The organism is Duganella sp. 1224 (assembly GCF_013408245.1).
Classification (GTDB): domain Bacteria; phylum Pseudomonadota; class Gammaproteobacteria; order Burkholderiales; family Burkholderiaceae_D; genus Rugamonas.
Genome location: NZ_JACBYS010000001.1, coordinates 399,999 through 422,373 on the forward strand (window position 1 = coordinate 399,999; position 22,375 = coordinate 422,373).

Annotated in this window: 21 protein-coding genes; 8 read left to right on the forward strand and 13 right to left on the reverse strand. The window is 67.5% G+C overall.

Translation table 11 applies throughout. The features are described from left to right. Positions 1 to 25: 25 nt before the first annotated feature. From FHW58_RS01845 to FHW58_RS01865, 5 genes are all read right to left on the reverse strand, one after another. Positions 26 to 2,983 carry a sensor histidine kinase gene (locus tag FHW58_RS01845; protein WP_179671385.1) on the reverse strand — a complete coding sequence of 986 codons (2,958 nt, stop codon included), beginning with the start codon at positions 2,981 to 2,983 and terminating at the stop codon, positions 26 to 28. Then, on the reverse strand, positions 2,983 to 3,981 hold the full coding sequence (locus tag FHW58_RS01850) for an FHA domain-containing protein (RefSeq protein ID WP_179671386.1): 999 nt from the start codon (positions 3,979 to 3,981) through the stop codon (positions 2,983 to 2,985). Before FHW58_RS01850 ends, FHW58_RS01845 begins: the two co-directional genes overlap by 1 nt. Then, positions 3,978 to 5,525: a serine protease gene (locus FHW58_RS01855; protein ID WP_229265016.1), complete on the reverse strand. Its 1,548-nt coding sequence runs from the start codon at positions 5,523 to 5,525 to the stop codon at positions 3,978 to 3,980. The genes FHW58_RS01850 and FHW58_RS01855 overlap by 4 nt, the downstream gene beginning before the upstream one ends. Before the next feature lie 17 nt (positions 5,526 to 5,542). Continuing rightward, positions 5,543 to 6,196, reverse strand: a complete 654-nt coding sequence (gene ribA / locus FHW58_RS01860; RefSeq protein WP_179671387.1) for a GTP cyclohydrolase II — start codon at positions 6,194 to 6,196, stop codon at positions 5,543 to 5,545. A gap of 210 nt (positions 6,197 to 6,406) precedes the next feature. Next, positions 6,407 to 7,111 carry a pirin family protein gene (locus tag FHW58_RS01865; RefSeq protein WP_179671388.1) on the reverse strand — a complete coding sequence of 235 codons (705 nt, stop codon included), beginning with the start codon at positions 7,109 to 7,111 and terminating at the stop codon, positions 6,407 to 6,409. Between the two features lie 145 nt (positions 7,112 to 7,256). Between FHW58_RS01865 and FHW58_RS01870 the strand changes: the two genes are divergently transcribed. From FHW58_RS01870 to FHW58_RS01895, 6 genes are all read left to right on the forward strand, one after another. Continuing rightward, complete coding sequence (locus FHW58_RS01870; protein WP_179671389.1) at positions 7,257 to 8,192, forward strand: LysR family transcriptional regulator; 936 nt, start codon at positions 7,257 to 7,259, stop codon at positions 8,190 to 8,192. Positions 8,193 to 8,234: 42 nt separating this feature from the next. Beyond that, on the forward strand, positions 8,235 to 9,215 hold the full coding sequence (locus FHW58_RS01875) for an EAL and HDOD domain-containing protein (protein ID WP_179671390.1): 981 nt from the start codon (positions 8,235 to 8,237) through the stop codon (positions 9,213 to 9,215). Beyond that, positions 9,208 to 11,367, forward strand: a complete 2,160-nt coding sequence (locus FHW58_RS01880; protein ID WP_179671391.1) for a bifunctional diguanylate cyclase/phosphodiesterase — start codon at positions 9,208 to 9,210, stop codon at positions 11,365 to 11,367. Before FHW58_RS01875 ends, FHW58_RS01880 begins: the two co-directional genes overlap by 8 nt. Positions 11,368 to 11,452: 85 nt before the next feature. Then, positions 11,453 to 12,034, forward strand: coding sequence for a YSC84-related protein (locus FHW58_RS01885; protein ID WP_179671392.1), 582 nt, complete (start codon positions 11,453 to 11,455; stop codon positions 12,032 to 12,034). Between the two features lie 7 nt (positions 12,035 to 12,041). After that, positions 12,042 to 12,407: a glutaredoxin gene (locus FHW58_RS01890; RefSeq protein ID WP_179671393.1), complete on the forward strand. Its 366-nt coding sequence runs from the start codon at positions 12,042 to 12,044 to the stop codon at positions 12,405 to 12,407. A gap of 3 nt (positions 12,408 to 12,410) precedes the next feature. After that, positions 12,411 to 12,800: a PPC domain-containing DNA-binding protein gene (locus FHW58_RS01895; RefSeq protein ID WP_179671394.1), complete on the forward strand. Its 390-nt coding sequence runs from the start codon at positions 12,411 to 12,413 to the stop codon at positions 12,798 to 12,800. Here FHW58_RS01895 and FHW58_RS01900 read toward each other — a convergent pair. From FHW58_RS01900 to FHW58_RS01935, 8 genes are all read right to left on the reverse strand, one after another. Next, positions 12,797 to 13,102, reverse strand: coding sequence for a protealysin inhibitor emfourin (locus FHW58_RS01900; protein ID WP_229265017.1), 306 nt, complete (start codon positions 13,100 to 13,102; stop codon positions 12,797 to 12,799). The genes FHW58_RS01895 and FHW58_RS01900 overlap by 4 nt on opposite strands. Positions 13,103 to 13,119: 17 nt before the next feature. Continuing rightward, complete coding sequence (locus FHW58_RS01905) at positions 13,120 to 14,145, reverse strand: M4 family metallopeptidase (RefSeq protein WP_179671395.1); 1,026 nt, start codon at positions 14,143 to 14,145, stop codon at positions 13,120 to 13,122. A gap of 78 nt (positions 14,146 to 14,223) precedes the next feature. After that, positions 14,224 to 14,682: a hypothetical protein gene (locus FHW58_RS01910; RefSeq protein WP_179671396.1), complete on the reverse strand. Its 459-nt coding sequence runs from the start codon at positions 14,680 to 14,682 to the stop codon at positions 14,224 to 14,226. Continuing rightward, positions 14,682 to 15,803: a hypothetical protein gene (locus tag FHW58_RS01915; protein ID WP_179671397.1), complete on the reverse strand. Its 1,122-nt coding sequence runs from the start codon at positions 15,801 to 15,803 to the stop codon at positions 14,682 to 14,684. The genes FHW58_RS01910 and FHW58_RS01915 overlap by 1 nt, the downstream gene beginning before the upstream one ends. Before the next feature lie 372 nt (positions 15,804 to 16,175). Continuing rightward, the gene (locus tag FHW58_RS01920; RefSeq protein ID WP_179671398.1) at positions 16,176 to 16,385 is read right to left on the reverse strand and encodes a DUF3820 family protein; all 210 of its coding nucleotides are present in this window, start codon (positions 16,383 to 16,385) and stop codon (positions 16,176 to 16,178) included. Positions 16,386 to 16,426: 41 nt separating this feature from the next. After that, positions 16,427 to 17,875 (reverse strand): class II fumarate hydratase, encoded by a 1,449-nt coding sequence (gene fumC / locus FHW58_RS01925; RefSeq protein WP_179671399.1) that lies wholly within the window; start codon positions 17,873 to 17,875, stop codon positions 16,427 to 16,429. A gap of 10 nt (positions 17,876 to 17,885) precedes the next feature. Further along, on the reverse strand, positions 17,886 to 19,400 hold the full coding sequence (gene mqo, locus FHW58_RS01930) for a malate dehydrogenase (quinone) (RefSeq protein WP_179671400.1): 1,515 nt from the start codon (positions 19,398 to 19,400) through the stop codon (positions 17,886 to 17,888). Beyond that, positions 19,397 to 19,789, reverse strand: a complete 393-nt coding sequence (locus FHW58_RS01935; RefSeq protein WP_179671401.1) for an AraC family ligand binding domain-containing protein — start codon at positions 19,787 to 19,789, stop codon at positions 19,397 to 19,399. Before FHW58_RS01935 ends, mqo begins: the two co-directional genes overlap by 4 nt. A 168-nt stretch (positions 19,790 to 19,957) precedes the next feature. Here FHW58_RS01935 and FHW58_RS01940 point away from each other — a divergent pair, with 168 nt between their 5' ends. Then, a complete protein-coding gene (locus FHW58_RS01940; protein ID WP_179671402.1) occupies positions 19,958 to 20,845 on the forward strand; it encodes a glyoxalase in 888 nt (295 codons plus the stop codon). Further along, positions 20,832 to 22,373, forward strand: a complete 1,542-nt coding sequence (locus tag FHW58_RS01945; protein ID WP_229265018.1) for an alginate export family protein — start codon at positions 20,832 to 20,834, stop codon at positions 22,371 to 22,373. Before FHW58_RS01940 ends, FHW58_RS01945 begins: the two co-directional genes overlap by 14 nt. The last annotated feature ends 2 nt before the right edge of the window (positions 22,374 to 22,375 follow it).

Below are 22,375 nucleotides of genomic sequence, written 5' to 3' on the forward strand. Positions count from 1 at the left end.
GCTCACCGCCAAGCGGCTGCCCGCCTCAGGCCGGATAGGCCAGCTTCGCCGGCACGCTGAGCGCGATTTGCGTGCCCTGGCCCGGCACGCTGGACACCTGCAGCGTGGTGCCCAGATTGCGCGCCCGTTCGCCCATGCCGATCACGCCCCAGTGGCCTTGCTGGCTGGCGCGCTCCAGCCGCTGCTGGTCGAAACCGCGGCCGTTGTCGCTGACGCGCAGCGTGACCGCGTCGGCGCCGTACACCAGTTCCGCCGTCACCATGGCCGCCTGCGCGTGCTGGAAGGCGTTGCGCACCGCCTGCTGGCCAATCTCGGCCAGTTCCTCCTGCACCATCACGCTCAGCGCGCGGCGCTTGCCTTCCACCTGCATGGTGAAGCCGGTGGCTGGCGCCTGCGTGGTCAGCTGCTCGCCGAGCTGGCGGATCTTGCGTTCCGGGTCGCTGCCGCGACGCAGCTGCTGCACCTGGTCGCGGCCCTCGGCCATGGCCTGGGTCGCGCTGTTGAGCACCTTGTGCAGGCGGCCGCGCGCCGTGTGCTCCTCCGGCAGCTCCAGCGCCACCGCGTGCACCTGCAGCGCCAGGCCCTGCACGCTTTGCAGGAAGGTGTCGTGCAGCGTGCGGGCGATGCGCTCGCGTTCGGCCAGGCTGGCCTGCATGCGGTGATGCACCTGCAGCGTGATGCGGCGCGTGGCGATCTTCAGCCGGTACTTGTGCAAGGCGTAAGCGCCGGCGGCCAGCGCCGCCACGCACAGCAGCCGGAACCACCAGGTCTGCACCAGCAGCGGCGCCACCTCGAACGACAGGCTGGCGACATCGGCGCTGGCCACGCCATCCTCGTTCAGCGCGCGCACGCGGAAGCGGTGCGGGCCCGGCTCCACGTTGGTGTAGTAGGCCACCCGGCGCGGGCCGGCGTCGACCCAGTCCTTGTCCACGCCGTCCAGCTGGTACTGGAAGCGCACGCCCTCCGGCTTGCGCAGGCTGGGCGCGGTGTAGCGGATGCTCAGGCTATCCGAACCGGACGGCAGGCGCAGGCCGGCGGCGGCCGGATAGACCCCGGCCCCGGCCTCCACCTGCAGCAGCTGCGGCGACGGTGGCACCGGGTTGAGCGGAATGTCGCCCAGGTTCAGGCGTACCAGCCCGCCCGAGCCGCGCGCCCACACCTGGTTGCCGACCTTCAGCAGCGTGGTCAGGCGGTTGTCGAAGGCGGCGCGGCCCAGGTAACCCTCCTGGGCGTCGATCAGCCGGTATTTCAGCGGCAGCCGGGGCTGGCGCAGCGCGGCTTCCCAGTCGGCGCGGCGGATGTGCACCAGGCCGCGCGCGCCGTTGAACCAGCGGTCGCCGTCGGGCAGCAGCACCATGCCGGTGATGCTGCGCAGCTCTTCCACGTCGGGCTGGCCGAGCAGCACGAACTGCTCGCCCTGGCGCACCGCGATGCCGCGCTCACCGGTGACCACCATGGGCGTGCCGGGGAACAGGCCGGACTCGATGCCCACCATGCGGATGTCGAAGCGCGACACGCGGTCGTTGTCGTACAGGCTCAGTTCGCCGCTGGCATGGCCCAGCCACAGCTGGCCGGTATCGCCCGGCGCCGACAGCGAAATGCGCGGCGGCAACTTGAAGGCGCTACGCGGCCGCCATACGCCATCGACCCGGCCCATGGTGCCGGTCTGCATCGACGTGGTCCACAGCACCTTGCCGTCGTCCAGCACGCCCAGCACGTCGAGGTCGGCCGGCTTGCCGTTGACCAGCGGCAGCGGAATGCTGCTGCGCGCGCCCTTGTAGACGCGGGTGATGTCGCGCTTGCCGACGATCAGCAGGGCGCCGTCGCGGTCGTTGCCCAGCACCTGCGCATGGCGCCCCGGCTGCGGTTGCGGCGCCTGCCCGGGCGAGACTTTCCACAGCGTGCCGCTGGGATAGTCGGCCGCCCACAACTGGCCGTCGGCGTCGGCGGCAATGCTGAAGGTGCCCGAGCGGCTCGGGATGTGGGCCGGCGACAGCTTGTTCATGCGGAAGCGCTCGATGCCGGCGTGGGTGGCCACCCAGACATTGCCCTCGCGGTCCTCCAGCATGGCGGTGACCGCCAGCGAGGTCATTTGCCAGTCCTGGTCCAGTCGTTCGCGCGCGTCGCGCGCCAGCACGACCGGCTGGCCGGTGCGGATGGCGGTGCGCGGCACGCGGCAGATGCCGACCGGGCATTGCATGGCCCACAGGTTGCCGTCGCGGTCGAACACGCCCTCGCGGCGCGAGCCCATCTGGTTGAAATCGGCGCGGCGCGGGCGCGGATTGCCGGTGGGCGGCATCGGCAGCGGCCGCGCGCCGGTCGCGTTCATCATCCACAGCTGGCCGTCCGGCGACTGCGTCAGGCTGCCCGTCAGGCCCGGCGGTGACAGCTGCTGGAAGCGTCCGGCCGCGTGGTCGAACAGATAGACCGACGTGCCGTCGCTGGCCCAGACGCGGTCGTACTGGTCGATCAGCAGGCTGGATTCCTCGGTTTGCCAGTTGTCGCCGCTCAGCAGATTGTGCCAGCGCCCGTCGCGGTAGCGCTCCACGCCGCCGGGGCCGACGGACCAGATGGCGCCGGCGCTGTCGCGGTCCATGCTGTTGGGCGATTGCAGCCGGTCCCAGTCCTGCCGGCCCAGCTCTTCGAGCTTGCCGCTGGCGTGCAGCAGCGCCGCGCCGTTGAAGAAGTAACTGAGCAGCAGGTCGCCGTTGGGCAGCGCGCGCACGCGATTGATCTGGTTGCGCGGCAGCCGGTAGCGCTCGAAGCGCACGCCGTCAAAGCGGAACAGGCCGTCCTTGCTGGCCAGCCATAGCCAGCCGTCGCGGGTCTGGGCCAGGCCGCGCGTGTTCTGCGGCACGCCGTCCTTGTCGCTCCAGGAGGCGTGGTTCAGGTCCTGGAACGGCACCGCCGGGTCCAGCGCCCAGGCCGCACGCGGCGCCGCCAGGGCGCCCAGCAGCGCAAGCAGCGGAAGCAGCCACCGCATCAGTCGGCGCCGCTGTCGTCGTCCTCGTCGTCGCCATCGGTGGCGCCGTCTTTGACGGTCTGGGAGCGCGCGGCGTCGACGCCGGCTTTCAGTTTGCCGGCGTTGGCCAGGAACTGGTCGACGCTGCGGTTGGGGCTGTGGCGCACTTCCGGCGGCAGCAGCACCGACATGTACAGTTCGTCGGCGGCGCGGCCGGTGCCCTGCAGATTGCTCAGCACCACCAGGCCGGCGCCGGCCAGCAGCATCACCGTGGTGGTGATCAGGAAGCGGCGCGGGTGGTGCGGCTTGATGGTGATCAGGTGGAAGAACACCATCGCGCAGGCGATCGCCAGCGTGACCAGGTTGCCGTAGCGCGTCAGCGACTCGGCCGACCACGCGTAGGCCAGCACGGCGCTGCCGGCGCGCCAGAGGCCGACCGCCGCCAGCGCGCTGCCGAGGATGAACAGGTGGCGGCCCATGCGCGCGTGGGTGCCGAACAGGCGGTTGGCCAGCGCCCACACGCCGGCCCACAGCAGGCCGGCGGCCAGGCTGGAGGCCAGCACCAGCAGGTAGCGGATCAGCGCAAACGGCTCGACGTCGCCCAGCCAGGTTTCCAGGCAGCTGAACACGGCGATCAGCACCAGGCCGATGGTGGCCGGCGTCGCGCCTTCCCAGCCGTGCATGGTGGTGTCGGCGATTTCCGGCGCCACCGGGAAGTCGGACGGCCGCACCCGCAGCCGCGTGTGGCCGAGGCGCACCACGGTGTCGCCGTCGAGCGTGATGCTGGTCTGGCGGCGGCCCTTGTGGACGGTGCCGTTCTTGCTGCCGAGGTCGCGCAGCACGACCTGGTTGTGCTGGTCGGTCTCGACGATGGCATGGCTGGCGGCGCTGTGGGCGTCGTCCAGGATGATGTCGTTGTCGTAGCTGCGGCCGATGCGGATCGGCAGCGCGGCCACCTTGTGCCGGTGCAGCACGTCGCCGTTGCGGGCCAGGAGTTCAACGAAGTAGGGGGCTTTCATTTGCCGCCTTTCTTCGCCGGCGCCGCCGTTGGTGCCAGCGACAGCGAATCGAGGAACACGCGCGCCAGGCGCAGGCCGTTGTCATACGAGACGCCGCGCGCGTCCAGCCGGCTTTGCAGGCTCATCAGGCCCTGGTCGGTGCTGGCGGTCAGCAGCGCGAAGTCGTACAGGCCGGCAAACTTGCGGTAAGCGCGCACGCACAGCACGGTGCGCAGCGGCAGGTCCTTGTTCTTGACGAAGTCCTCGGTGCAGTTGGGGCCGGTCAGGCGGGCGTCCTTGTTGCTGCCGAAGTGCTCGTTGCGGAACGAGGCGCTGGCCAGCTGGGCGAAGCGCAGCTTGTCGAGGCCGGCGCTGCGCAGGAACTGGTGGCGGATGGCGATCTGGCCGGTCTGCAGCGAGCCGCTGACGAAGATCGCCGATTCCATCGCGCAGCTGGCGTCGTCCACCGTGAACGGCTTGTCGGCCTTGACGTTTGAACGGCCCCAGCAGCGCATCTGCTCGGACTCGCGCACCGGCACCTGGTACGGCCCCATCGGTTTCAGGCTCAATGGGCTGGACAGCAACTGGTTGACCATCGCGGTCTGGTGCGCCAGCAACTGGCCGGCCACGACGGCGGTGAAATCGGTTGGCGCCTTGTGCTGCTGGTCGACCTTCTTCAGCAGGTCCTGGGCGTAGCGCGCCGGCACCAGGAAGCTGACCAGCTCGCCATCGAGGCGCTTGGAGACGTTGACGCCGGCCACCGAGCCGTCGGCGGTCACGCTGGGGCCGCCGCTCATGCCGGAGTTGATCGGGCCGGTGAACATCAGCTGGTCGTAGAAGCTGCGCGTGATGACGCCGTTGTAGGCGCCCTCGGAGATGGCGAAGCCGAGGTCGAGCGGGTTGCCCATCGAGTACAGGTACTGGCCTTGCGTCAGGCGCGCCAGTTGCGGCGGCATCTTGAAGAAGCCGGTGCCGTTGCGGTTGACGCGCAGCACCGCCAGGTCGTGCAGCACGTCGACCGCCAGCAGTTCGACGTTGCCGCGCTGGCCGCCGGTGTCCACCCATTCGCCGACGTAGGTGTCGGGATCGAGCGCGAACTGCGAGACCACGTGGTAGTTGGTCAGCACCAGGTTGCTGGTGCCGATCAGGAAGCCGGAGCCGACCGAGGACTGGGTGCGGCCGCTTTTCAGCAAGGAGCGCACTTGCAGGATGTCGTTCTTGGCGGCGGCGTACAGGTGCTGGGCGGCGGTGGACGGGGGCGGCAGCGGCGCGGCGTCGCCGTTGGCCTCGGCGCCGGCTGGCGCAGCGCCGGGGACGCCGGGTGCGCCGGAGACGCCGGCGGCCGACGGCGCGGCAGTTCGCGAGGCAGGCGAGGCAGGCGAGGCCGCTGGCAGCGCTGGCGGCGCTGCGGTGGCCGGCGCCGGATGGGCTGACTGTGGCGGCTGGGCGGCCGGCGGCCGGGCGGCCGGCTGGACCGGCGCGGACGCCGCGCGGGCCGCGCCCGCCGTGGCCGTGGCGGCGGCCCAGATCAATACAAGCGTACTAGCGAGCTTGGTAACTTTCATGCAATCCTTAAAACACGTTACAGCGCGCCATCCTCCAACGGCGCCGGCGTCAGCGGCGTCATCATGTGGCCCAGCTTGGCGGCCTTGGTATCCAAATAATACTGGTTGAAGGCATTGCGGTTGACCAGCAGCGGAACGCGCTCGGCCACCTCGATGCCCAGTTTGGTCATGGCATCGATCTTACGCGGATTATTGGTCATCAGGCGCAGGCTTTTCACGTTGAACTGCTCCAGCATCGGCTTGACCAGGCCATAGGTGCGCTGATCGGGCTTGAAGCCCAGCTGTTCGTTGGCCTGCACCGTGTCGGCGCCGGCCTCCTGCAGGCGGTAGGCGCGGATCTTGTTGATCAGGCCGATGCCGCGGCCTTCCTGGCGCAGGTACAGCAGCACGCCGCGGCCCTCGTCGGCGATCTTCTTCAGCGCGCCTTCCAGCTGGGCGCCGCAGTCGCAGCGCTGCGAGAACAGCACGTCGCCGGTCAGGCATTCCGAGTGGACGCGCGCCAGCACCGGCTGACCGTTGCCGATGTCGCCCAGCACCATGGCCAGGTGTTCCTTGCCGGTGGCTTTTTCAACAAAGGCGTGCAAGGTGAACTGGGCCCACGGCGTTGGCAGGGCGCAGGAGGTAACGTAGTTCAGTTCGTCCTGGGACGGGATTTCTGCGCTCTGCGACATGGTTTTGCTCTTTATTCTATTCATTGAGAGGTAAAAAAGGCGCGCCGGGCTGTTCAGACAGACCCGGCGCGCCCTTCATGATACCAAAACTGGCGGAAATGTTTTGAGTCCGCCCTCGGCAGTACCCTGTCATTCGGCGGATGCCGGAATCCATAGCGCGCGTCCGCAGCCGCGCAGCATGGATTCCGGCTTGCGCCGGAATGACGGTGCTTACTGTTTTGGCAGGTCGAACACCAGCAGTTCGGCGGCTTCCGCCTGTTCCAGCTTGATCAGCGGCTCGTCGGTCAGCTTCAGCGCGTCGCCGGCCTTCAGGTGCACGCCGTTGACCGTCACCGCGCCGCGGATCAGGTGCACATAGCCGATGCGGCCCTCGTCCAGTTCATGCTTCAGGCTGTCGCCCTCGTCCATGATCGAGGCGTAGATGGTGGCGTTCTGGTGGATCAGCACCGAGCCGTTGCGACCGTCCGGCGAGGCGATCAGCGCCAGTTTGCCTTTCTTGTGCTCCGGCGTGAAGTTTTTCTCTTCGTAGCTCGGTGGAATGCCGATTTGATTCGGCTGTATCCAGATCTGCAGGAAGTGCACTTGCTCCGTGCGGTCGCCGTTGTACTCGCTGTGACGCACGCCGGTGCCGGCGCTCATGCGCTGGACGTCGCCGTAGTGCAGCACCGAGCCGGTGCCCATGCTGTCCTTGTGTTCCAGCGCGCCGCTCAGCACGTAGGAGATAATCTCCATGTCGCGGTGACCGTGGGTGCCGAAGCCCTGGCCGCCCATGACCTTGTCTTCGTTGATCACCAGCAGCGGGCCGAAACCGACGTGTTCAGGATCATGGTAGTGGCCGAACGAGAAGCTGTGTTTGGAATCCAGCCAGCCGTGGTTGGCTTTACCGCGCGAATCGGAATGACGTACTTGCAACATGATGAGCTCCATTTCTTATTGGGGTTAATGTGCGATAATTTTGAAAGCGCGCTTTCAATCTCGCCGCATCCATGAATCACATTGTAGACCCCTGATTCAGAATAAAAAAACGGAAAAATTACCCTCCTACTATCGATAAAATCGAATGCTCAGACTCAGCCTTGAAGCCCTGCAGATCGTGGACGCCATCGACCGCCGCGGTTCCTTCTCCGCCGCCGGCAAGGAATTGCACCGCGTGCCCTCGACCATTTCCTACACCGTGAGCAAGCTGGAGGACGACCTGGGTGTGCAAGTTTTCGAACGCAACGGCCCGCGCGTCGAGCTGACCGCCGCCGGGGCCGAACTTCTGAAAGAGGGCCGCTACCTGCTAAAGGCGGCCCAGGACCTGGAGCACCGGGTGCGGCGCGTGGCCTCCGGCTGGGAAACCGAACTGGCGGTGGGCATGGACTCGATGTTTTCTGCCTGCCTGTTCCATGACGACGTGCCGGCCTTCTACCAGGTCGCCCAGCAGACCCGGCTGCGCATCGTGCAGGAAGCGCTGTCCGGCACCTGGGAGGCGCTGCTGGACCGCCGCGCCGACCTGCTGGTGGGCGCGGCCGGCGACGGCCCGGCCGGCGGCGGCTATGTGTCCGAGCCGATCGGCAAGATCAACTTCGTGTTCGCGGTGGCGCCGTCGCATCCGCTGGCTGCTGTCCAGGACAAGCTGGACCGCACCCACCTGCAGCACCACCGCGCCATCAGCGTGGCCGACTCGGCGCGGCAGATGGCGCCGCGCACCGTCGGCCTGCTGCTGGGGCAGGACACGCTCACCGTGCCGGACATGAAAACCAAGTATCAGTATCAACTGGCCGGCATGGGCTTCGGCTTCCTGCCGGAACCATGCGCGCGCCATGCCATCGCGCGCGGCCTGCTGGTGGAAAAGGAAGTGGCCGAGCCCAAGCCGGCCGAAACCTTCTACCTGGCCTGGCGCAGCGGCGAAAACGGCGCCGCGCTCAACTGGTGGATCAACCGCATGCGCGAGCCTGGCCTGCTGGGGCGGCTGCTGTCCCATCTTCCGCATCATGGTGTTGACCAAGGCTAATGACTTCGGGCAACATAGCAAGACCAATCAATGGACCACTTCATGACCGCTTCCACCGCCACGGCACTGTTGCTGCATCTGCTGGCTGACCGTCACGGCAGCCCGGCAGCCTTGCTGCTGGATACCGGCCGCCTGCCGGCCGGCGCCGAAGTGCCGCTGAACCTGCTGGAGGAACTGGCCGACGGCAGCATGCATTGCTGCTACCGCGCCGACGCCGCGCCGGCATTGGCGCAGGCGCTGGAGCAGGCCGGCTGGCACGCGCTGGCCGCCGACAAGGTGCAGCGCGCCGACGACGCCTTGCCCAAGGACCTGGCGCCGGCCGTGCAATGGATCGCGGGCGACTGGTTCCTGGCGCCGCCGCCCAAGCCGGTCGGCACGCAGGCGGCCTCGCGCGCGCTGGCGCTGCAACTGGTGCAGCTGGTGTCGGCCGACGCCGACACCCACGAAATCGAGGCGCTGCTGCGGCAGGAGCCGACGCTGTCCTACCACCTGCTGCGGCTGGTCAATTCGCTCGGCATGGGCACCGGCCGCCGCGTCACCAGCTTTTCGCAGGCCATCCTGATCCTTGGCCGCGCGCAATTGCGGCGCTGGCTCAACCTGATGCTGTTCTCGTCGCGCGAGGGCGACCGCCGCTCGGCCATGCTGCTGGCGCGGGTGGCGCTGCGGGCGCGCGCGATGGAGCTGCTGTCCAAGGCCTGCGGCGAAGACAAGCAGCACCAGGAACAGGCCTTCATGGTCGGCATGTTCTCGCTGCTGGGCGTGCTGTTTGGCATGCCGCTGGAAGAGGTGCTGAAGCCGCTGACCGTCAGCGAGGCGGTGCAGCGGGCGCTGCTGGAGCACGGCGGCGAGATGGGCCAGTTGTTGTGCGTGGTCGAGTCGGCCGAGCGCGCCGACCACGCCGCGCTGGCCGGCTGCCTGGCGGCGCTGCAACTGGACGCCGCCGACTACAACCGCATCCTGATCGACGCCGTGCTGTGGATGCAGGACGTCACGGCGGGCAAGGCGGGTAGCCCCCATGCTTGACGCGATCGAGCGTTGTCTCGCACTGAGCCGCCAAGCCCGGAGTGAGCAAGGCGCGGCGCTGCAACTGACCTTGACCGAGCTGGACGCGGCGCTGAAGCAGGCACGGGCGGCGCTCAAGCCGGGCGACATGCCGCCGGAAAACGCTACCTTCGAACTCGACCTGACCGGCTACGTGAGCGCGTGGAGCGTGGGCGCGCAGCAGATGTTCGGCTACGCGGCCGACGAGGTGGTCGGCCAGCACGTGCTGTTCCTGTACGCCGAGGACGATGACGACGGCAATATCGCCGAGCTGTTCTTCGACCACGATCCCGGCGCCTCGGCCGCCCGCACCGAGGTGCGGCGCCGCAAGAAGAACGGCGACATCATCTGGGTCCACCTGGACATCGAGCTGCGTCACGACGACGGCGGCGACGCCATCGGCATGCTGGTGCGGCTGTCGCAGGCCAACCAGACGCTGTCCGACCTCGACAAGGTCAACCTGCACGCGCGCATCATCGAGGACAGCGAGCAGGGGGTGCTGATCACCGACGCCCAGGAGCGCATCGTCTCGATCAACTCCTCGTTCACCCGCATCACCGGCTACACGCCGGCCGAGTCGATCGGCCAGACGCCCGACCTGCTGCGCTCCGGCGTGCACGACGCCGAGTTCCGCGCCAAGGTGCGCAGCGCCATGCAGGGCGGCGGGCCGTGGCGCGGCGAGATCATCGGCAAGCGCAAGAACGGCGAGCTGTTTCCGCAATCGGTGACCATCAGCGCGGTGCGCGACCACAACGGCAAGATCAGCCACACCTTCTCGCTGTTCTCCGACATCAGCGTGCACAAGGATGCCGAGGCGCGCATGCAGCGCATGGCCAACTACGATCCGCTGACCGGGCTGCCCAACCTGTGCCTGCTGACCACGCTGGTCGGCCAGGCGCTGACCGAAACCAAGCGCTCCGGCGAGCACGGCGCGCTGATGGTGATCGAAATCACCCGCGTCGGCGCCATCAGCGACACGCTGGGCCACGAGATCGGCAACGAGCTGCTGTGCGAAATCGGCCGCCTGTTCCGCGCCTCGCTGCGCGAGGGCGACGTGCTGGCGCGGCTGGACGGCCACCGGTTCGCGGTGGCGCTGCTGCACGTGGAAAAGCGCGAACACGCCGGCATCGTCGCCGAAAAGCTGCTGGCCACGCTGACCGCGCCGATCACCATCGCCGCCCACAGCCTGCAGGTCGGCGCCCACGTCGGCATCACCGTCTACAACGAGGATGGCGCCGACGTCGCCACGCTGATCCGCTACGCCGACGTGGCGGTGGCCAAGGCGGCGCAAAGCCTGGAATCGAATTTCCTGTTCTACAGCGAGGAGATGAACCAGCGCGCCAAGGAGCATCTGCGCATCGAGAGCGAATTGCGGCAGGCGCTGCAGAACCACGAGCTGCAGCTGTACTACCAGCCCAAGGTCAGCCTGCGCAGCGGCCGCATCGTCGGCGCCGAGGCGCTGCTGCGCTGGCGCCATCCGGTGCGCGGGCTGGTGTCGCCGGGCGTGTTCATTCCGGTGGCCGAGGAAACCGGCCTCATTCTCGACCTCGGCGAGTGGGTGCTGGAAGAGGCCTGCCGCCAGGTGCGCGAATGGCGCGACGCCAACATGATCATCCCGCCGATCGCCGTCAACCTGTCGGCGCGCCAGTTCGACGCCGACCTGCCGCGGCGCGTGGCGGCCGTGCTGGAGCGGCACCAGGTGCAGCCGGACCAGATCAACCTGGAAATCACCGAGAGCCTGCTGGTGCGCGGCACCGACAAGGTGATCGCCATCATGAACCAGCTGGTGGCGATGGGCATGGCGCTGGCGCTGGACGACTTTGGCACCGGCTATTCCAGCCTGGCCTACCTGAAGAAATTCCCGATCAGCACGCTGAAGATCGACCGTTCCTTTGTCATCGGCCTGCCGTACGAGGAAAACGATTGCGCCATTGCCCGCGCCATCGTCACCATGGCGCAGCAGCTGCGCCAGGAGATCGTGGCGGAAGGCGTGGAGACGGCCGAGCAGATGGCCTTCCTGCGCGAGCTGGGCTGCGACCAGCTGCAGGGCTATCTGTTCAGCCAGCCGGTGCCGGCGGCCGAGTTCGCTGCCATGCTACGCGAAGGCAAGCGGCTGGCCTTCGCCAACCGCTGAACTGCGGTGTGCTACGGAAGAGAGATAGCGTGGTAATGTAGATGATGAAACAATGGTCTGTTTAAACTACTTACCGGAGGCTTACATGCAAAAACGTACTTTCCTGCTGCGCGCCACCGCCGCCATGGCCTTCGCCGGCTTCGCGCTCGGCGGCTGCACCACCACCACCGGCGCCGCCAAGCCCAGCTCGGCCGCGGTGAAGACCGAAATCGAACAGGGCGCCTACACCACGCTGGAGCGCCTGTACAAGGAAGTCAAGGGCTCGCGCGAGCTGGTGCACAAGGCCAATGGCGTGCTGGTGTTCCCCAACGTGGTGGCAGCCGGCCTGGTGGTCGGCGGCGAATACGGCAAGGGCGTGCTGCGCACCGGCGGCCAGACCGCCGACTACTACAGCGTGGCGTCGCTGTCGGTCGGCTTCCAGGCCGGCGCGCAATCGAAGGCCGTGGTGCTGCTGTTCATGAGCCGCGAAGCGCTGGACAAATTCCGCAACGGCAAAGGCTGGACCGCCGGCGTCGATGGCTCGGTGGCCCTGATCAAGGTCGGCGCCAACGGCGAGGTCGATACCTCCACCGCCAACAACCCGATTCAGGCCTTTGTGCTGACCAACGCCGGTCTGATGGCCAACCTGAACCTGGAAGGCACCAAGATTTCCAAACTCGACTTGTAAGGCAATAATGACCCGACCGCTCCTGGATCAAGCACGCATCCACCCCGCCGCGCTGGCGCAGATCAGCACCTATCACACCCATCTGATCGCCGAGGTGGAGGCCGCCGTGGCCGCCAACAAGGTGGTGGTGGTGGGCATGGGTCTGAACCCGTTTCCGGCCAAGGCGCGCAAGATCCTGGAGCGCAACGGCACGCCGTACACCTATCTCAGCTACGGCAACTACTTCTCGTCCTGGCGGCCGCGCCTGGCGCTCAAGCTGTGGAGCGGCTGGTCGACCTTCCCGATGATCTTCGTCAACGGCACGCTGATCGGCGGCGCCACCGATCTGCAGAAGCTGATCGACAGCGGCGAGTTCGCGCGCCTGCTGGGCTGAGCCATGCAAACGCTGCCGCTGCGCCTGCATCCCGGCGACGATCTGCGCGCGGCGCTGGTGCAAGCCTTGCTGGACAGCGGCCACCAGGCCGGCTTCGTATTGCAGGGCATTGGCAGCCTGAGCGTGGCGCAGCTGCGATACGCCGGCCTGCCGGGGCCGACCGAACTGCGCGGCGACCTGGAAATTTTGACCTTGGCCGGTTCGCTGGCGGCCGACGGCGCGCATCTGCACATGGCGGTGTCGGACGCGCGCGGCGCGCTGCTGGGCGGGCACGTGTGCGCCGGCTGCGTGGTCCGCACCACGGCCGAGGTGCTGCTGGCGCTGTTGCCGGAGCGGCGCTTCACGCGCGAGCATGACGCGCGCACCGGCTATCCCGAATTGACGATCCGCTAGTCCGGGTCGACTTCCTCGTTGAGCTTTTCCGTCAGCGCCTTCAGCGGCGGCGAGGCCTCGTCCAGGTGGTAGCGCACGCAGTGGGCCTGGGCGCCATCGTCGACCTCCAGATCGTATTGAAAGTCCCACGACTTCGGCGCCGGCTTGACCAGCCGGGGCGGCAGCGCGAAGAAGTCGCTGGCGTGCAGCAACTGCTCCAGCTGGCTGGCCTGGTCGGCCGGCAGCAGCGCCAGGTCGACGGTGCGGGTCTGGGCGCCGGCCGGACCGGCGAAGCCGCCGGTGCATTTCAAAATCAGACGCATGATGCTTCCTTTACGCTTTACTCCACGCCGACCACTTTCCACGCGGCCTGCACCGCATGCTGCTCGGCCGAGTCGGCGCCATACAGCAGCGCGGCCGCTTGCGCGGTGGCCTTGGCCATGTCGGCGAACGTGGCGTTGGCGGTCAGCAGCGACAACGCCTTGTACCAGATCGGCCCGGCCTTGTCCCAGGAATTGCCCTTGAGCGCGATGGCGGCCGCGTAAAACGCGTGGTTGGGGATGCCGGAGTTGGTGTGGACGTCGCCGTTTTCCACATATCCTGCCATAGTTTTCGGCTGGTCGTCGCCCGACCACGTGAGCGCCTGGTTGCCGGGATCGGCCATCGAGCGCAGCGCCTTGCCGACCGATGGCGCCATGATGCCGGCGCCGATCAGCCAGTCGGCCTGTTCGACCGACTGTTTCAGCGTCCACTGCTTGACGACGCTGCCGAACACGTCGGAGATCGACTCGTTGAGCGCGCCGCTCTGGTCCTCGTACACCAGCCCGCCCGGCACCGCGTACTGCGTCACGCCGTGGGTCAGCTCGTGGGCGATGACGTCCACCGCGCCGGTGAAACCAAGGAACAGCTTGCCGTCGCCGTCGCCGTACACCATCTGCTGGCCATTCCAGAAAGCATTGTTGAACTTGTTCTGGTAATGCACGGTGGAATCGAGCCGCATGCCCTTGCCGTCGATCGAGTTGCGCTGCAGGACTTCGCGGTAGAAATCGTAGGTGGCGCCGGCGCCATCGTACGCCTGGTTGACGGCCAGGTCGGTGGACGGCTTGCTGCCTTCCTCGCGCGCCAGCTTGCCAGGCAGGGTGGACTTGTTCTGGGCGTCGTAGACGGTGCGCTGCTTGTCGCCGATGACGGCGCTGATGCCGAGCCGGATCGGCGCCACCGAGCGCTGGCCGCGCAGGTGGGCCGACACCTCGGCCGCGTCCAGCAGGCAATGGCGCTCCTGCTGGTCCGACGTTTGCTCAGCCAGCTTGCGCAGCATTTTGGGCGGAATGATGAAGCAAGTGCAGCCGTGTGGATGCGCAGCCATGACGTTCTCCTAAACAATGCAATAACGTATTTATACACGCATTTGCACGGCCGGTACGTCACGGTTGCCGAGTGCGGCTCACTCCAGCCGCACGACGAAATCCTTGCTGCCAAGGGCCTGCTGCATGTCCTGGATGGTTTTGAACGGCGAGGTCTGGATCACCGCCACCATGCCCTGCAGCGACGCCTGCACGATGGCGACATCGCCATTGGCCAGCGCCCGGTCCAGCGCCTCGAACTGCTTGGCCAGTACCTGGCCGCGCTCGTCGAAGGTCCGCTGGATCAGCAGGTTGATGGTGTCGCGCTGGCTGCGGATCTGTTCCAGCGCCACGTCGCGCCGGGCCGCGATGTTGGCGCGGTTGGTTTGTTCCTGTTCGGCGATTTTCAGGTATTCGGTGACATTGTCGAACACGTGCTTGACGCTCTGCATCGCGTCCAGCGGTACATTGCTGAGCACGTCCTGGAGGTCACCGCCCTTGGGCTTTTTGGACTTGGCCGCGCCCAGGCTGGTGAGCATGTTGACGAGTTTGTTGGCCATTATGCAGGCTCCATCAATTGGCGGCCCTGGGCCACCGCCGCCTCGCTGTCGGCGGTGAGATTGCCGTCATCGTCCAGCACCTTGACTTTCAGCAGCGCGTACAGCGCATAGCCGAAGGCGGTCAGGGTCATGTACAGCTTGCGCTCCTCTTCGCTGAACAGCGTGAAGTCGAACGGGTCGGCATAGGCGAAGGAGGGCGTCTTGCCCAGCAACCTGTGCCACAGTCGCTTCAGCCAATGCGATTGCAGATAGCTGCGCTTGTTCTGCTCGGCCTCCTCCTGCAACTGCCGCGCCAGCTTGCCCTTGTGCAGCAGCAGCGTTTCTGCGCCCTGCAAAACTTGCTCGAAGCGGCCGGAGACGGCGGTGATCACCTGCTGGATTTCGTCGGCGCGGCGCTGGATGTGGCCGAGCACGGCGATGCCGTTGCGCACCTGCTCGTTGGCCTCCAGGATTTCAGCTTCCTTGCTGAAGGCGTCGGTCAGCGCCTGCTCGGATTTTTTGGCGGCGGAGAAGCCCATCACCGCGATCACCGGCCCGGCGATGGCGCCGCCCAGGATGGCGGTGCCGCCGGCCACGCCCATGCCGCCGGCGGCCAGCGAGCCACCGCCCAGCCATGCCAGCGTGGCGTTGGTGGCGGCCGCGCCGGACAGCGAACCGATCGCCGTGCCGGTCGAGGCCACGCCGATCTGCGTGGCCAGACCGCCGGCGCCGATGCCGGTCAGAATGCCGGAGGAGACCGCGCCGATGCCGTCCTTGAGCAGGTCGGCCGCCTGGTAGGAGCGCGAGGCGATATCCTTGAAATCCGGCGCCTGAATATCGACCGGCTTGCCATCCAGTTCGATGTTGCGGTAGCTGATCTGGTTGACCTTGGCGATGGCGTCGATGAAGCGCTTCATCTGTGTGCCCTCGGTGGTCAGGCGCAGGCTGCCCAGGCTTTTCAGCGTCGACGCCGTGCTGTCCTTCTGCTCTTCCAGCAGATCGCGGCTGGTTTCCAGTTCCCACACCGCGTTCTTGACGACACGCTCGGCCTCATCGTAGTTCTTCTTGGCGTCATAGCCTTTTTTCGCCCCCCATAATCCGCTGATGAGCGCGGCGCCGCCGATAATCAATGGTACTGCCATTACGATTCCCCCAGATGTATTTGATAGTGCGATGGAAGACCATGCGTGGCCTGCAGGGCGTTGCAGACCGCTGCGTTTGCCTGGTAATAAGCGGCGCGCGACATGGTGTGCGAAAACCTCGGGTACAGCTCGTCAATACGGCAGATTTGCGGCCGCTGCGCGTACACGGTGCAGTGCTTGGCGGCCGTGTCGAAATGACGGCAGGTACCATCGCCGCGGTCCAGCCAGGCGGTTTCGTGGCTGCGATCAACGTGGCGGCAGCACAGGCCGCATTGGCTGCATGGATAACTCACAGTATGTGAACCAAAAGTATCATGCATTAACGATAACAAACAACTTGCCTTTGTGCAAGCAACTTTGGGAGGGAGGAGATTAGCGTCGCAGCGGATCGAGCAGGGCGCGCAGGTTGTTATGGTCGAGTTCGTACATCAGCGCGATCAGGCCGCCAAGCTCGCCGGAGGGGAAGCCCTCGCGCGCGAACCAGCCCAGGTAGTGGCCGGGCAGGTCGGCGATTTTGCGGCCCTTGTATTTACCGTAGGGCATTTCACGCGTCAGCAGCAGGGCGAGTTGGTCGGAGTTCATGGCGCCATTGTAACGCGCCCCGCCGCCCGCCGCGCCGCCGCTCAGGCGCCGGCCACGCCGTGGCCGACCATGGCGCGGGCGTCCACCACGCGGTCGAACGTGGCGGCGTCCACGTGGCCCGAGGCCAGCGCGGCCTCGCGCAGCGTGCTGCCGCTGGCGTCGGCCTGCTCGGCGATGTGGGCCGCGCGCTGGTAGCCGATCACCGGCGACAGCGCGGTCACCAGCATCAGGCTGTTTTCCAGGTGGCGGGCGATGCGGCGCGCGTTCAGCTGCGTGCCCTCGACCGAATACGCGCGGAATTTCTCGCAGCCGTCGGCCAGGATGGTGGCCGAGTGCAAGAAGGCGTTGATGATCACCGGCCGCATGGCGTTCAGCTCGAAGTTGCCCTGCGAGCCGGCGAACGCCACCGTGCTGTCGTTGCCCATCACCTGCAGCGCGATCATGACGATGGCCTCGCACTGGGTCGGATTGACCTTGCCCGGCATGATGGACGAGCCCGGCTCATTCTGCGGCAGCAGCAGTTCGCCGAGGCCGCAGCGCGGGCCGGACGCCAGCCAGCGCATGTCGTTGGCGATCTTCATCAGCGCCACCGCCAGCCCGCGCAGCGCCGCGTGCGCGCGCACCATCGCGTCCAGCGAACCCTGCGCCATGAACTTGTTGGGCGCGGTGACGAAGGGCTTGCCGGTCAGCGCGGCGATCTGGCGCGCCACCGCCACCGAGAAGCCGGGCGGCGCGTTGATGCCGGTGCCGACCGCCGTGCCGCCCACCGCCAGTTGGTACAGGCCGGCGCGGCTGTCCTCGATGGCGCGCGCGGCGGCGCGCAATTGCGCCGCGTAGCCGGACCATTCCTGGCCGACCGTCAGCGGCGTGGCGTCCTCCAGGTGGGTGCGGCCGATCTTGACCACGTCCATCCAGCCGTCCGCCTTGCGCTCGATGACCTCGGCCAGCGCCGCCAGCTGCGGCAGCAGGCGCCGGTCCAGCGCGTCCAGCGCGGCGATGTGCATGGCGGTGGGGAAGGTGTCGTTGGAACTCTGGCCCATGTTGACGTCGTCGTTGGGGCCGACCGGCTGCTGGCTGCCCAGTGTGCCGCCCAGCAGCTGGATGGCGCGGTTCGACAGCACCTCGTTGACGTTCATGTTGGACTGCGTGCCGGAACCGGTCTGCCACACGTACAGCGGAAAGTGCGCGTCCAGCTGGCCGGCGATGGCCTCGTCGGCGGCGCGCGCGATGGCTTGCGCCTTCCAGTCGGGCAGCCGGCCGGCGGCCTGGTTGACCAGCGCGCAGGCCTTCTTGACGATGCCGTAGGCGTGGTACACCGCCTTGGGCATGCGGTCGTCGCCGATCGAGAAATGCACCAGCGAGCGGGCGGTTTGCGCGCCGTAGTATTTGTCGGCAGGCACCTCGACGGTGCCCATGGAATCGAACTCCTGGCGCGAGCCGGTGGCCGCCAGGCCGATCGGAATGTCCTGCAATGTCGGGATGGAACTCATGCGCGCTCCTTCAGACGTTGTCAATGCGCAGCAGCGCGGCGGTGGCGGCGCGGCTGCGGCGGCAGGCCTCGGCATCTTGCTTGAGGTCGATGCCGTAGGTGGGGATGATGGTTTTCAGCTTCGGCAGCCAGCCGGCCTCGGTCAACTGGCGGCCGAAGCAGCGCTGCAAGACTTCCAGCGCGATGAAGGCGGCGGTCGAGGCGCCCGGCGAGGCGCCCAGCAGCGCCACCAGCGACTGGTCGGCCGCCGACACCAGCTCGGTGCCGAATTGCAGCTTGCCTTCCTCGTGCTTGAACCAGCCGGCGCTCTCGTGCGGGGCGATGGTTTGCACGCGCTGGCCGGCCACGGCTTTTTTCCAGTCCTGCTGGCGCGCGTGCGGGAAAAATTCCTTCAGCGCGGCAAACTGGTGGTCGGCGCTCTGCATCACCTGGCCGATCAGGTATTCGGTCAGCTCGACGTTGTCGCGCGCCACGTCCAGCAGCGGGATGATGTTGCTGTGGGTGAGCGAGGTGAACAGGTCGGTCAGGCTGCCATGCTTGAGGAACTTGGTGGAAAAGCCGGCGTACGGCCCGAACAGCAGCGACTGCTTGCCGCCGATGATGCGGGTGTCCAGGTGCGGCACCGACATCGGCGGCGAGCCGCTGGCGGCCTTGCCGTAGACCTTGGCGTGGTGGCGCTGGCTGATGGCGTCGACGTCGCAGCGCAGCCAGATGCCGCTGACCGGAAAGCCGCCGTAGCCCTTCGCCTCCGGGATGCCGGACTGCTGCAGCAGCGGCAGCGCGCCGCCGCCGGCGCCGATGAACACGAAGCGCGCCGGCCAGCACTGGCTGGCGCCGGCTCCGTCCTCGGCGGTAATCTGCCAGCCGCCGTCGGCATTGCGCGCCAGGTCGGTGACGCGGTGGTTGTAGCGCACTTCGAAGCCCGGCTGGGCGTTCAGGTGGCTGACCAGCAGGTGCGTCAGCGCGCCGTAGTCGACGTCGGTGCCGGTCAGCATGCGGGTGGCGGCGATCGGCTGCGCCGGATCGCGCCCCTCGATGATCAGCGGTGCCCACTGGGCGATGACGGCCGGGTCCTCGCTGTACTCCATGCCCTGGTAGCAATGGTGCGCCGACATGGCCTGGTAGCGCTGGCGCAGGAAGGCGACATTCTCCTCGCCCCACACCAAGCTCATGTGCGGGCAGGGATGCAGGAAGGCGCGCGGATCGGGAATGGCGCCGCGCCCGACCAGGTAGGCCCACAGCTGGCGCGAGATGTCGAACTCGGTGTTGACCTGCAGCGCCTTGCTGATGTCGATGCTGCCGTCGGCGCGCTGCGGCGTGTAGTTGAGCTCGCAATTGGCGGCGTGGCCGGTGCCGGCGTTGTTCCAGCCGTCCGAGCTTTCCTGGGCGCAGTCGCTCAGCGCTTCCAGCATGACGATCGACAGCGACGGGTCCAGTTCCTTCAGCAGCACGCCCAGCGTGGCGCTCATGATGCCGGCGCCGATCAGGACGACGTCGCGCGGTGGGGTGGGGGAAAAGGTCGTCATGCCGCGCTCCTTGGGGAGAACAGGCCGGCCACGTCGGGACCGACGATGATGTAGGCCCGGCGCCATGGCTGGTCGTCGATCAGCTGCCAGCTGTGGCCGCTGCCAGTGAGGTCGTCGGCCAGCAGCACGTCGCCGGGGCGGATGGTGAAACTGGCGCCGCTGGCGGTGGTGAATAACAGCGTGCCGCTCAGCGTCAGCACCAGTTGCAGCGTGGGCGCGTGGTGCGGCGGGAAGTCGCCGCCGGCGGCCGTCTCGCGGAACGAGATGCTGACGGCGGGCAAAACGGCGCTGAGCGTATCGCCGCGCTCGCCGCGCGGCAGGGCGATGCTGCCCTCTTCAAACTGCGAGTCCCCGTCGGGACTGGTCCAGATGCGTACACAGCGAATCATCGGTCCTCCTTGTCCAGGTTTAGAAGCTGTGCTGACTATACGCGCACACCCCGGGCGGACGGTCGGCCGAAAGGCAGAGGTGCTAGTCACCCCGATCCGATGGTAGGTCAATACTTTTGGCCGAGTTGGTATAGTCAAAAATCTCGTCCCTTTCCTTTTGGAGTTTTCATGAGCATGCATTCCCTACGCGCGCGTATCGTGGCCGCCGCGCTCAGCGCGGCGCTGGCGCTGCCGGCGCTGGCCGCCGCCGACGTCGCCGTTGGTCCGCAGTACGACACCACCCACGTGTATGTGCAGAACGCCGACATCGACGCCTTCGTCACCAGCTTCGTCAACACCTTCGGCGGCAAGGCCTCGCCGCGCGCGGTGTTCACCGTGACGCCGACGCCGAGCAAGACCGCGTCGCAGTACGTGCAGACGCCGGTGGGCATGCTGTCGGTGTTCGCGTTCCAGACGCCGATTCCGTATGGTTTTGGCGCCGAGCGCACCGGCTACCTGGTGACCGATATCCAGGACGCCACCAGGGCGGCGGTGGAGGCGGGCGCCGATGTTGTGGTCGAGCCGTTCGATGATCCGATCGGCAAGGATGTGATCATCCAGTGGGCCGGCGGCGTCAACATGCAGCTGTACTGGCACACCAAGGCGCCGTCGTACGCGCCGCTGCACTCGGTGCCGGACAACCGCGTGTACGTGTCCAAGGTCTCCGGCGACAAGTTCATCAGCCAGTTCAGGCAGTTCGCCCGCGCCAAGGTGACGGCGGACGACCAGATCGACGGCGCCGAGATCGGCCGCGCGGGCCAGCAGGTGCGGCGTGTGCAGATGAGCTCCGGCTTCGGCAAGATGATGGTGTTCGTCAGCGACGGCAAGCTGCCGTTCCCGTATGGCCGCGAAACCACCGGCTACCAGGTGGAGGACGTGGCGGCCACGCTGCAGAAGGCGACCGCCAATGGCGCCAAGGTGCTGGTGGCGCCGGTGAAAACGAGTCAGGGTAATGTGAGCGCCATGGTGGAGTTCCCGGGCGGTTACGTCAGCGAGATTCACGATGCCGCGAAATAGCAAGACGCTGCGCCGCTGCGGCGGCGCGCTGGCGCTGGCCATCAGCGGCGCCGCCGGCGCGCAGACGCTGGCCGCCGCCGATGCCGCGCCCGGCGCCGACCTGGCCGCGCTGCGCGGCGCGGCGCCGGGCGCCATTGCCGCGACAGCGGGCAGCATGTCAGCCCCCAGCCTGTCGGCCGGCAGCGTGTCAGCCGACGCCGCCGCGGCTTGCGGCGCCAAGCGCCCGGCCATCAATTTCAATCGCTGGAACGAAAACTGGAACGCGCTGGCCCATCCCTGTGTGCCGCGCGCGCCGCTGGACGGCCTGAAATACATCCCGCTCAGCGACGACGGCGTGTCCTATCTGTCGCTGGGCGCCGGCCTGCGCGAGCGCTACGAGCATATCGACGCGCCGCAGTTCGGCGCCGGCACCGCGCCGTCCGATGGCTACGTCATCCAGCGTGCCAACCTGCACGCCGATCTGCGTCTCGGCCCCTACGTGCAGATCTTCGGCCAACTGGTCGACGCCCGCGCGTTTCAAAAGAAGGTCATCGCGCCGCCGGACCGCGACAAGCTGGATGTCGAGCAGTTGTTCATGACGGTGGCCGTGCCCACCGCCGACGGCGCCGTCAAGTTCCGCGCCGGCCGCCAGGAGATGGCCTTCGACCTGCAGCGCTTCATCGCCGTACGCGACGGCCCCAACGTGCGCCAGGCCTTCGACGGTGTCTGGGCCGACTGGGAGCACGGACCGTGGCGCCTGATCGGCTACGTCACCCAGCCGGTGCAAAACCGCAGCATCCACACCTTCGACGACTACTCCGATCCGCACCTGACGCTGAATGGCATCCGCCTCGAATACCAGGGCCTGGGCCCGGGCGACCTGTCCGGCTACTACTCGCGCTACCGCCGCGACGGCGCGCGCTTCCTCGACGCCACCGGCGACGAACGCCGCAACGTCTGGGACATGCGTTACAACGGCAAGCAGGGCGCGCTGGACTTCGACATCGAAGGCATGCTGCAATCCGGCCAGGTCGGCGCCAAACAGGTATCGGCGTGGGCGCTCGGCTCCATCGCCGGCTACACCTTCGCCAAGACCGGCTGGACGCCGCGCGTCGGCCTGCAGTTCGACATGGCCTCCGGCGACAAGCACGCCGGCGACGGCAAGCTGGGCACCTTCAACCCGCTGTTCCCCAACGGGTACTACTTCGCGCTGGCCGGCCTGACCGGCTACAGCAACCTGATCCACCTGAAGCCCTCGGTCACGATCAAGCCGGCCAAGACCTTCAGCGTGACCACGGCGCTGGGCCTGCAATGGCGCCAGACCACCGCCGACGCGGTGTACGTGCAAAACATGAGCGGCGTGCCGCGCACGGCAGGCAAGGGCTCGCGCTGGACCGGCGCCTACGCCCAGCTGCGCGCCGACTGGGCTGTGACGGCCAACGTGGCGGCGGCGCTGGAAGCGGTGCACTTCCACGCCGGCGACTCGCTGCGCAACGCTGGCGGCAGGGATGCGGATTACCTGGGTGTCGAGCTGAAATTCGGCTGGTAGAT

Bases quoted from the DNA above. Each gene is read 5' to 3' on its own strand.
- FHW58_RS01845 (WP_179671385.1), bottom strand. From the start codon at position 2,983: ATGCGGTGGCTGCTTCCGCTGCTTGCGCTGCTGGGCGCCCTGGCGGCG.
- FHW58_RS01850 (WP_179671386.1), bottom strand. From the start codon at position 3,981: ATGAAAGCCCCCTACTTCGTTGAACTCCTGGCCCGCAACGGCGACGTG.
- FHW58_RS01855 (WP_229265016.1), bottom strand. From the start codon at position 5,525: ATGAAAGTTACCAAGCTCGCTAGTACGCTTGTATTGATCTGGGCCGCC.
- ribA (WP_179671387.1), bottom strand. From the start codon at position 6,196: ATGTCGCAGAGCGCAGAAATCCCGTCCCAGGACGAACTGAACTACGTT.
- FHW58_RS01865 (WP_179671388.1), bottom strand. From the start codon at position 7,111: ATGTTGCAAGTACGTCATTCCGATTCGCGCGGTAAAGCCAACCACGGC.
- FHW58_RS01870 (WP_179671389.1), top strand. From the start codon at position 7,257: ATGCTCAGACTCAGCCTTGAAGCCCTGCAGATCGTGGACGCCATCGAC.
- FHW58_RS01875 (WP_179671390.1), top strand. From the start codon at position 8,235: ATGACCGCTTCCACCGCCACGGCACTGTTGCTGCATCTGCTGGCTGAC.
- FHW58_RS01880 (WP_179671391.1), top strand. From the start codon at position 9,208: ATGCTTGACGCGATCGAGCGTTGTCTCGCACTGAGCCGCCAAGCCCGG.
- FHW58_RS01885 (WP_179671392.1), top strand. From the start codon at position 11,453: ATGCAAAAACGTACTTTCCTGCTGCGCGCCACCGCCGCCATGGCCTTC.
- FHW58_RS01890 (WP_179671393.1), top strand. From the start codon at position 12,042: ATGACCCGACCGCTCCTGGATCAAGCACGCATCCACCCCGCCGCGCTG.
- FHW58_RS01895 (WP_179671394.1), top strand. From the start codon at position 12,411: ATGCAAACGCTGCCGCTGCGCCTGCATCCCGGCGACGATCTGCGCGCG.
- FHW58_RS01900 (WP_229265017.1), bottom strand. From the start codon at position 13,102: ATGCGTCTGATTTTGAAATGCACCGGCGGCTTCGCCGGTCCGGCCGGC.
- FHW58_RS01905 (WP_179671395.1), bottom strand. From the start codon at position 14,145: ATGGCTGCGCATCCACACGGCTGCACTTGCTTCATCATTCCGCCCAAA.
- FHW58_RS01910 (WP_179671396.1), bottom strand. From the start codon at position 14,682: ATGGCCAACAAACTCGTCAACATGCTCACCAGCCTGGGCGCGGCCAAG.
- FHW58_RS01915 (WP_179671397.1), bottom strand. From the start codon at position 15,803: ATGGCAGTACCATTGATTATCGGCGGCGCCGCGCTCATCAGCGGATTA.
- FHW58_RS01920 (WP_179671398.1), bottom strand. From the start codon at position 16,385: ATGAACTCCGACCAACTCGCCCTGCTGCTGACGCGTGAAATGCCCTAC.
- fumC (WP_179671399.1), bottom strand. From the start codon at position 17,875: ATGAGTTCCATCCCGACATTGCAGGACATTCCGATCGGCCTGGCGGCC.
- mqo (WP_179671400.1), bottom strand. From the start codon at position 19,400: ATGACGACCTTTTCCCCCACCCCACCGCGCGACGTCGTCCTGATCGGC.
- FHW58_RS01935 (WP_179671401.1), bottom strand. From the start codon at position 19,789: ATGATTCGCTGTGTACGCATCTGGACCAGTCCCGACGGGGACTCGCAG.
- FHW58_RS01940 (WP_179671402.1), top strand. From the start codon at position 19,958: ATGAGCATGCATTCCCTACGCGCGCGTATCGTGGCCGCCGCGCTCAGC.
- FHW58_RS01945 (WP_229265018.1), top strand. From the start codon at position 20,832: ATGCCGCGAAATAGCAAGACGCTGCGCCGCTGCGGCGGCGCGCTGGCG.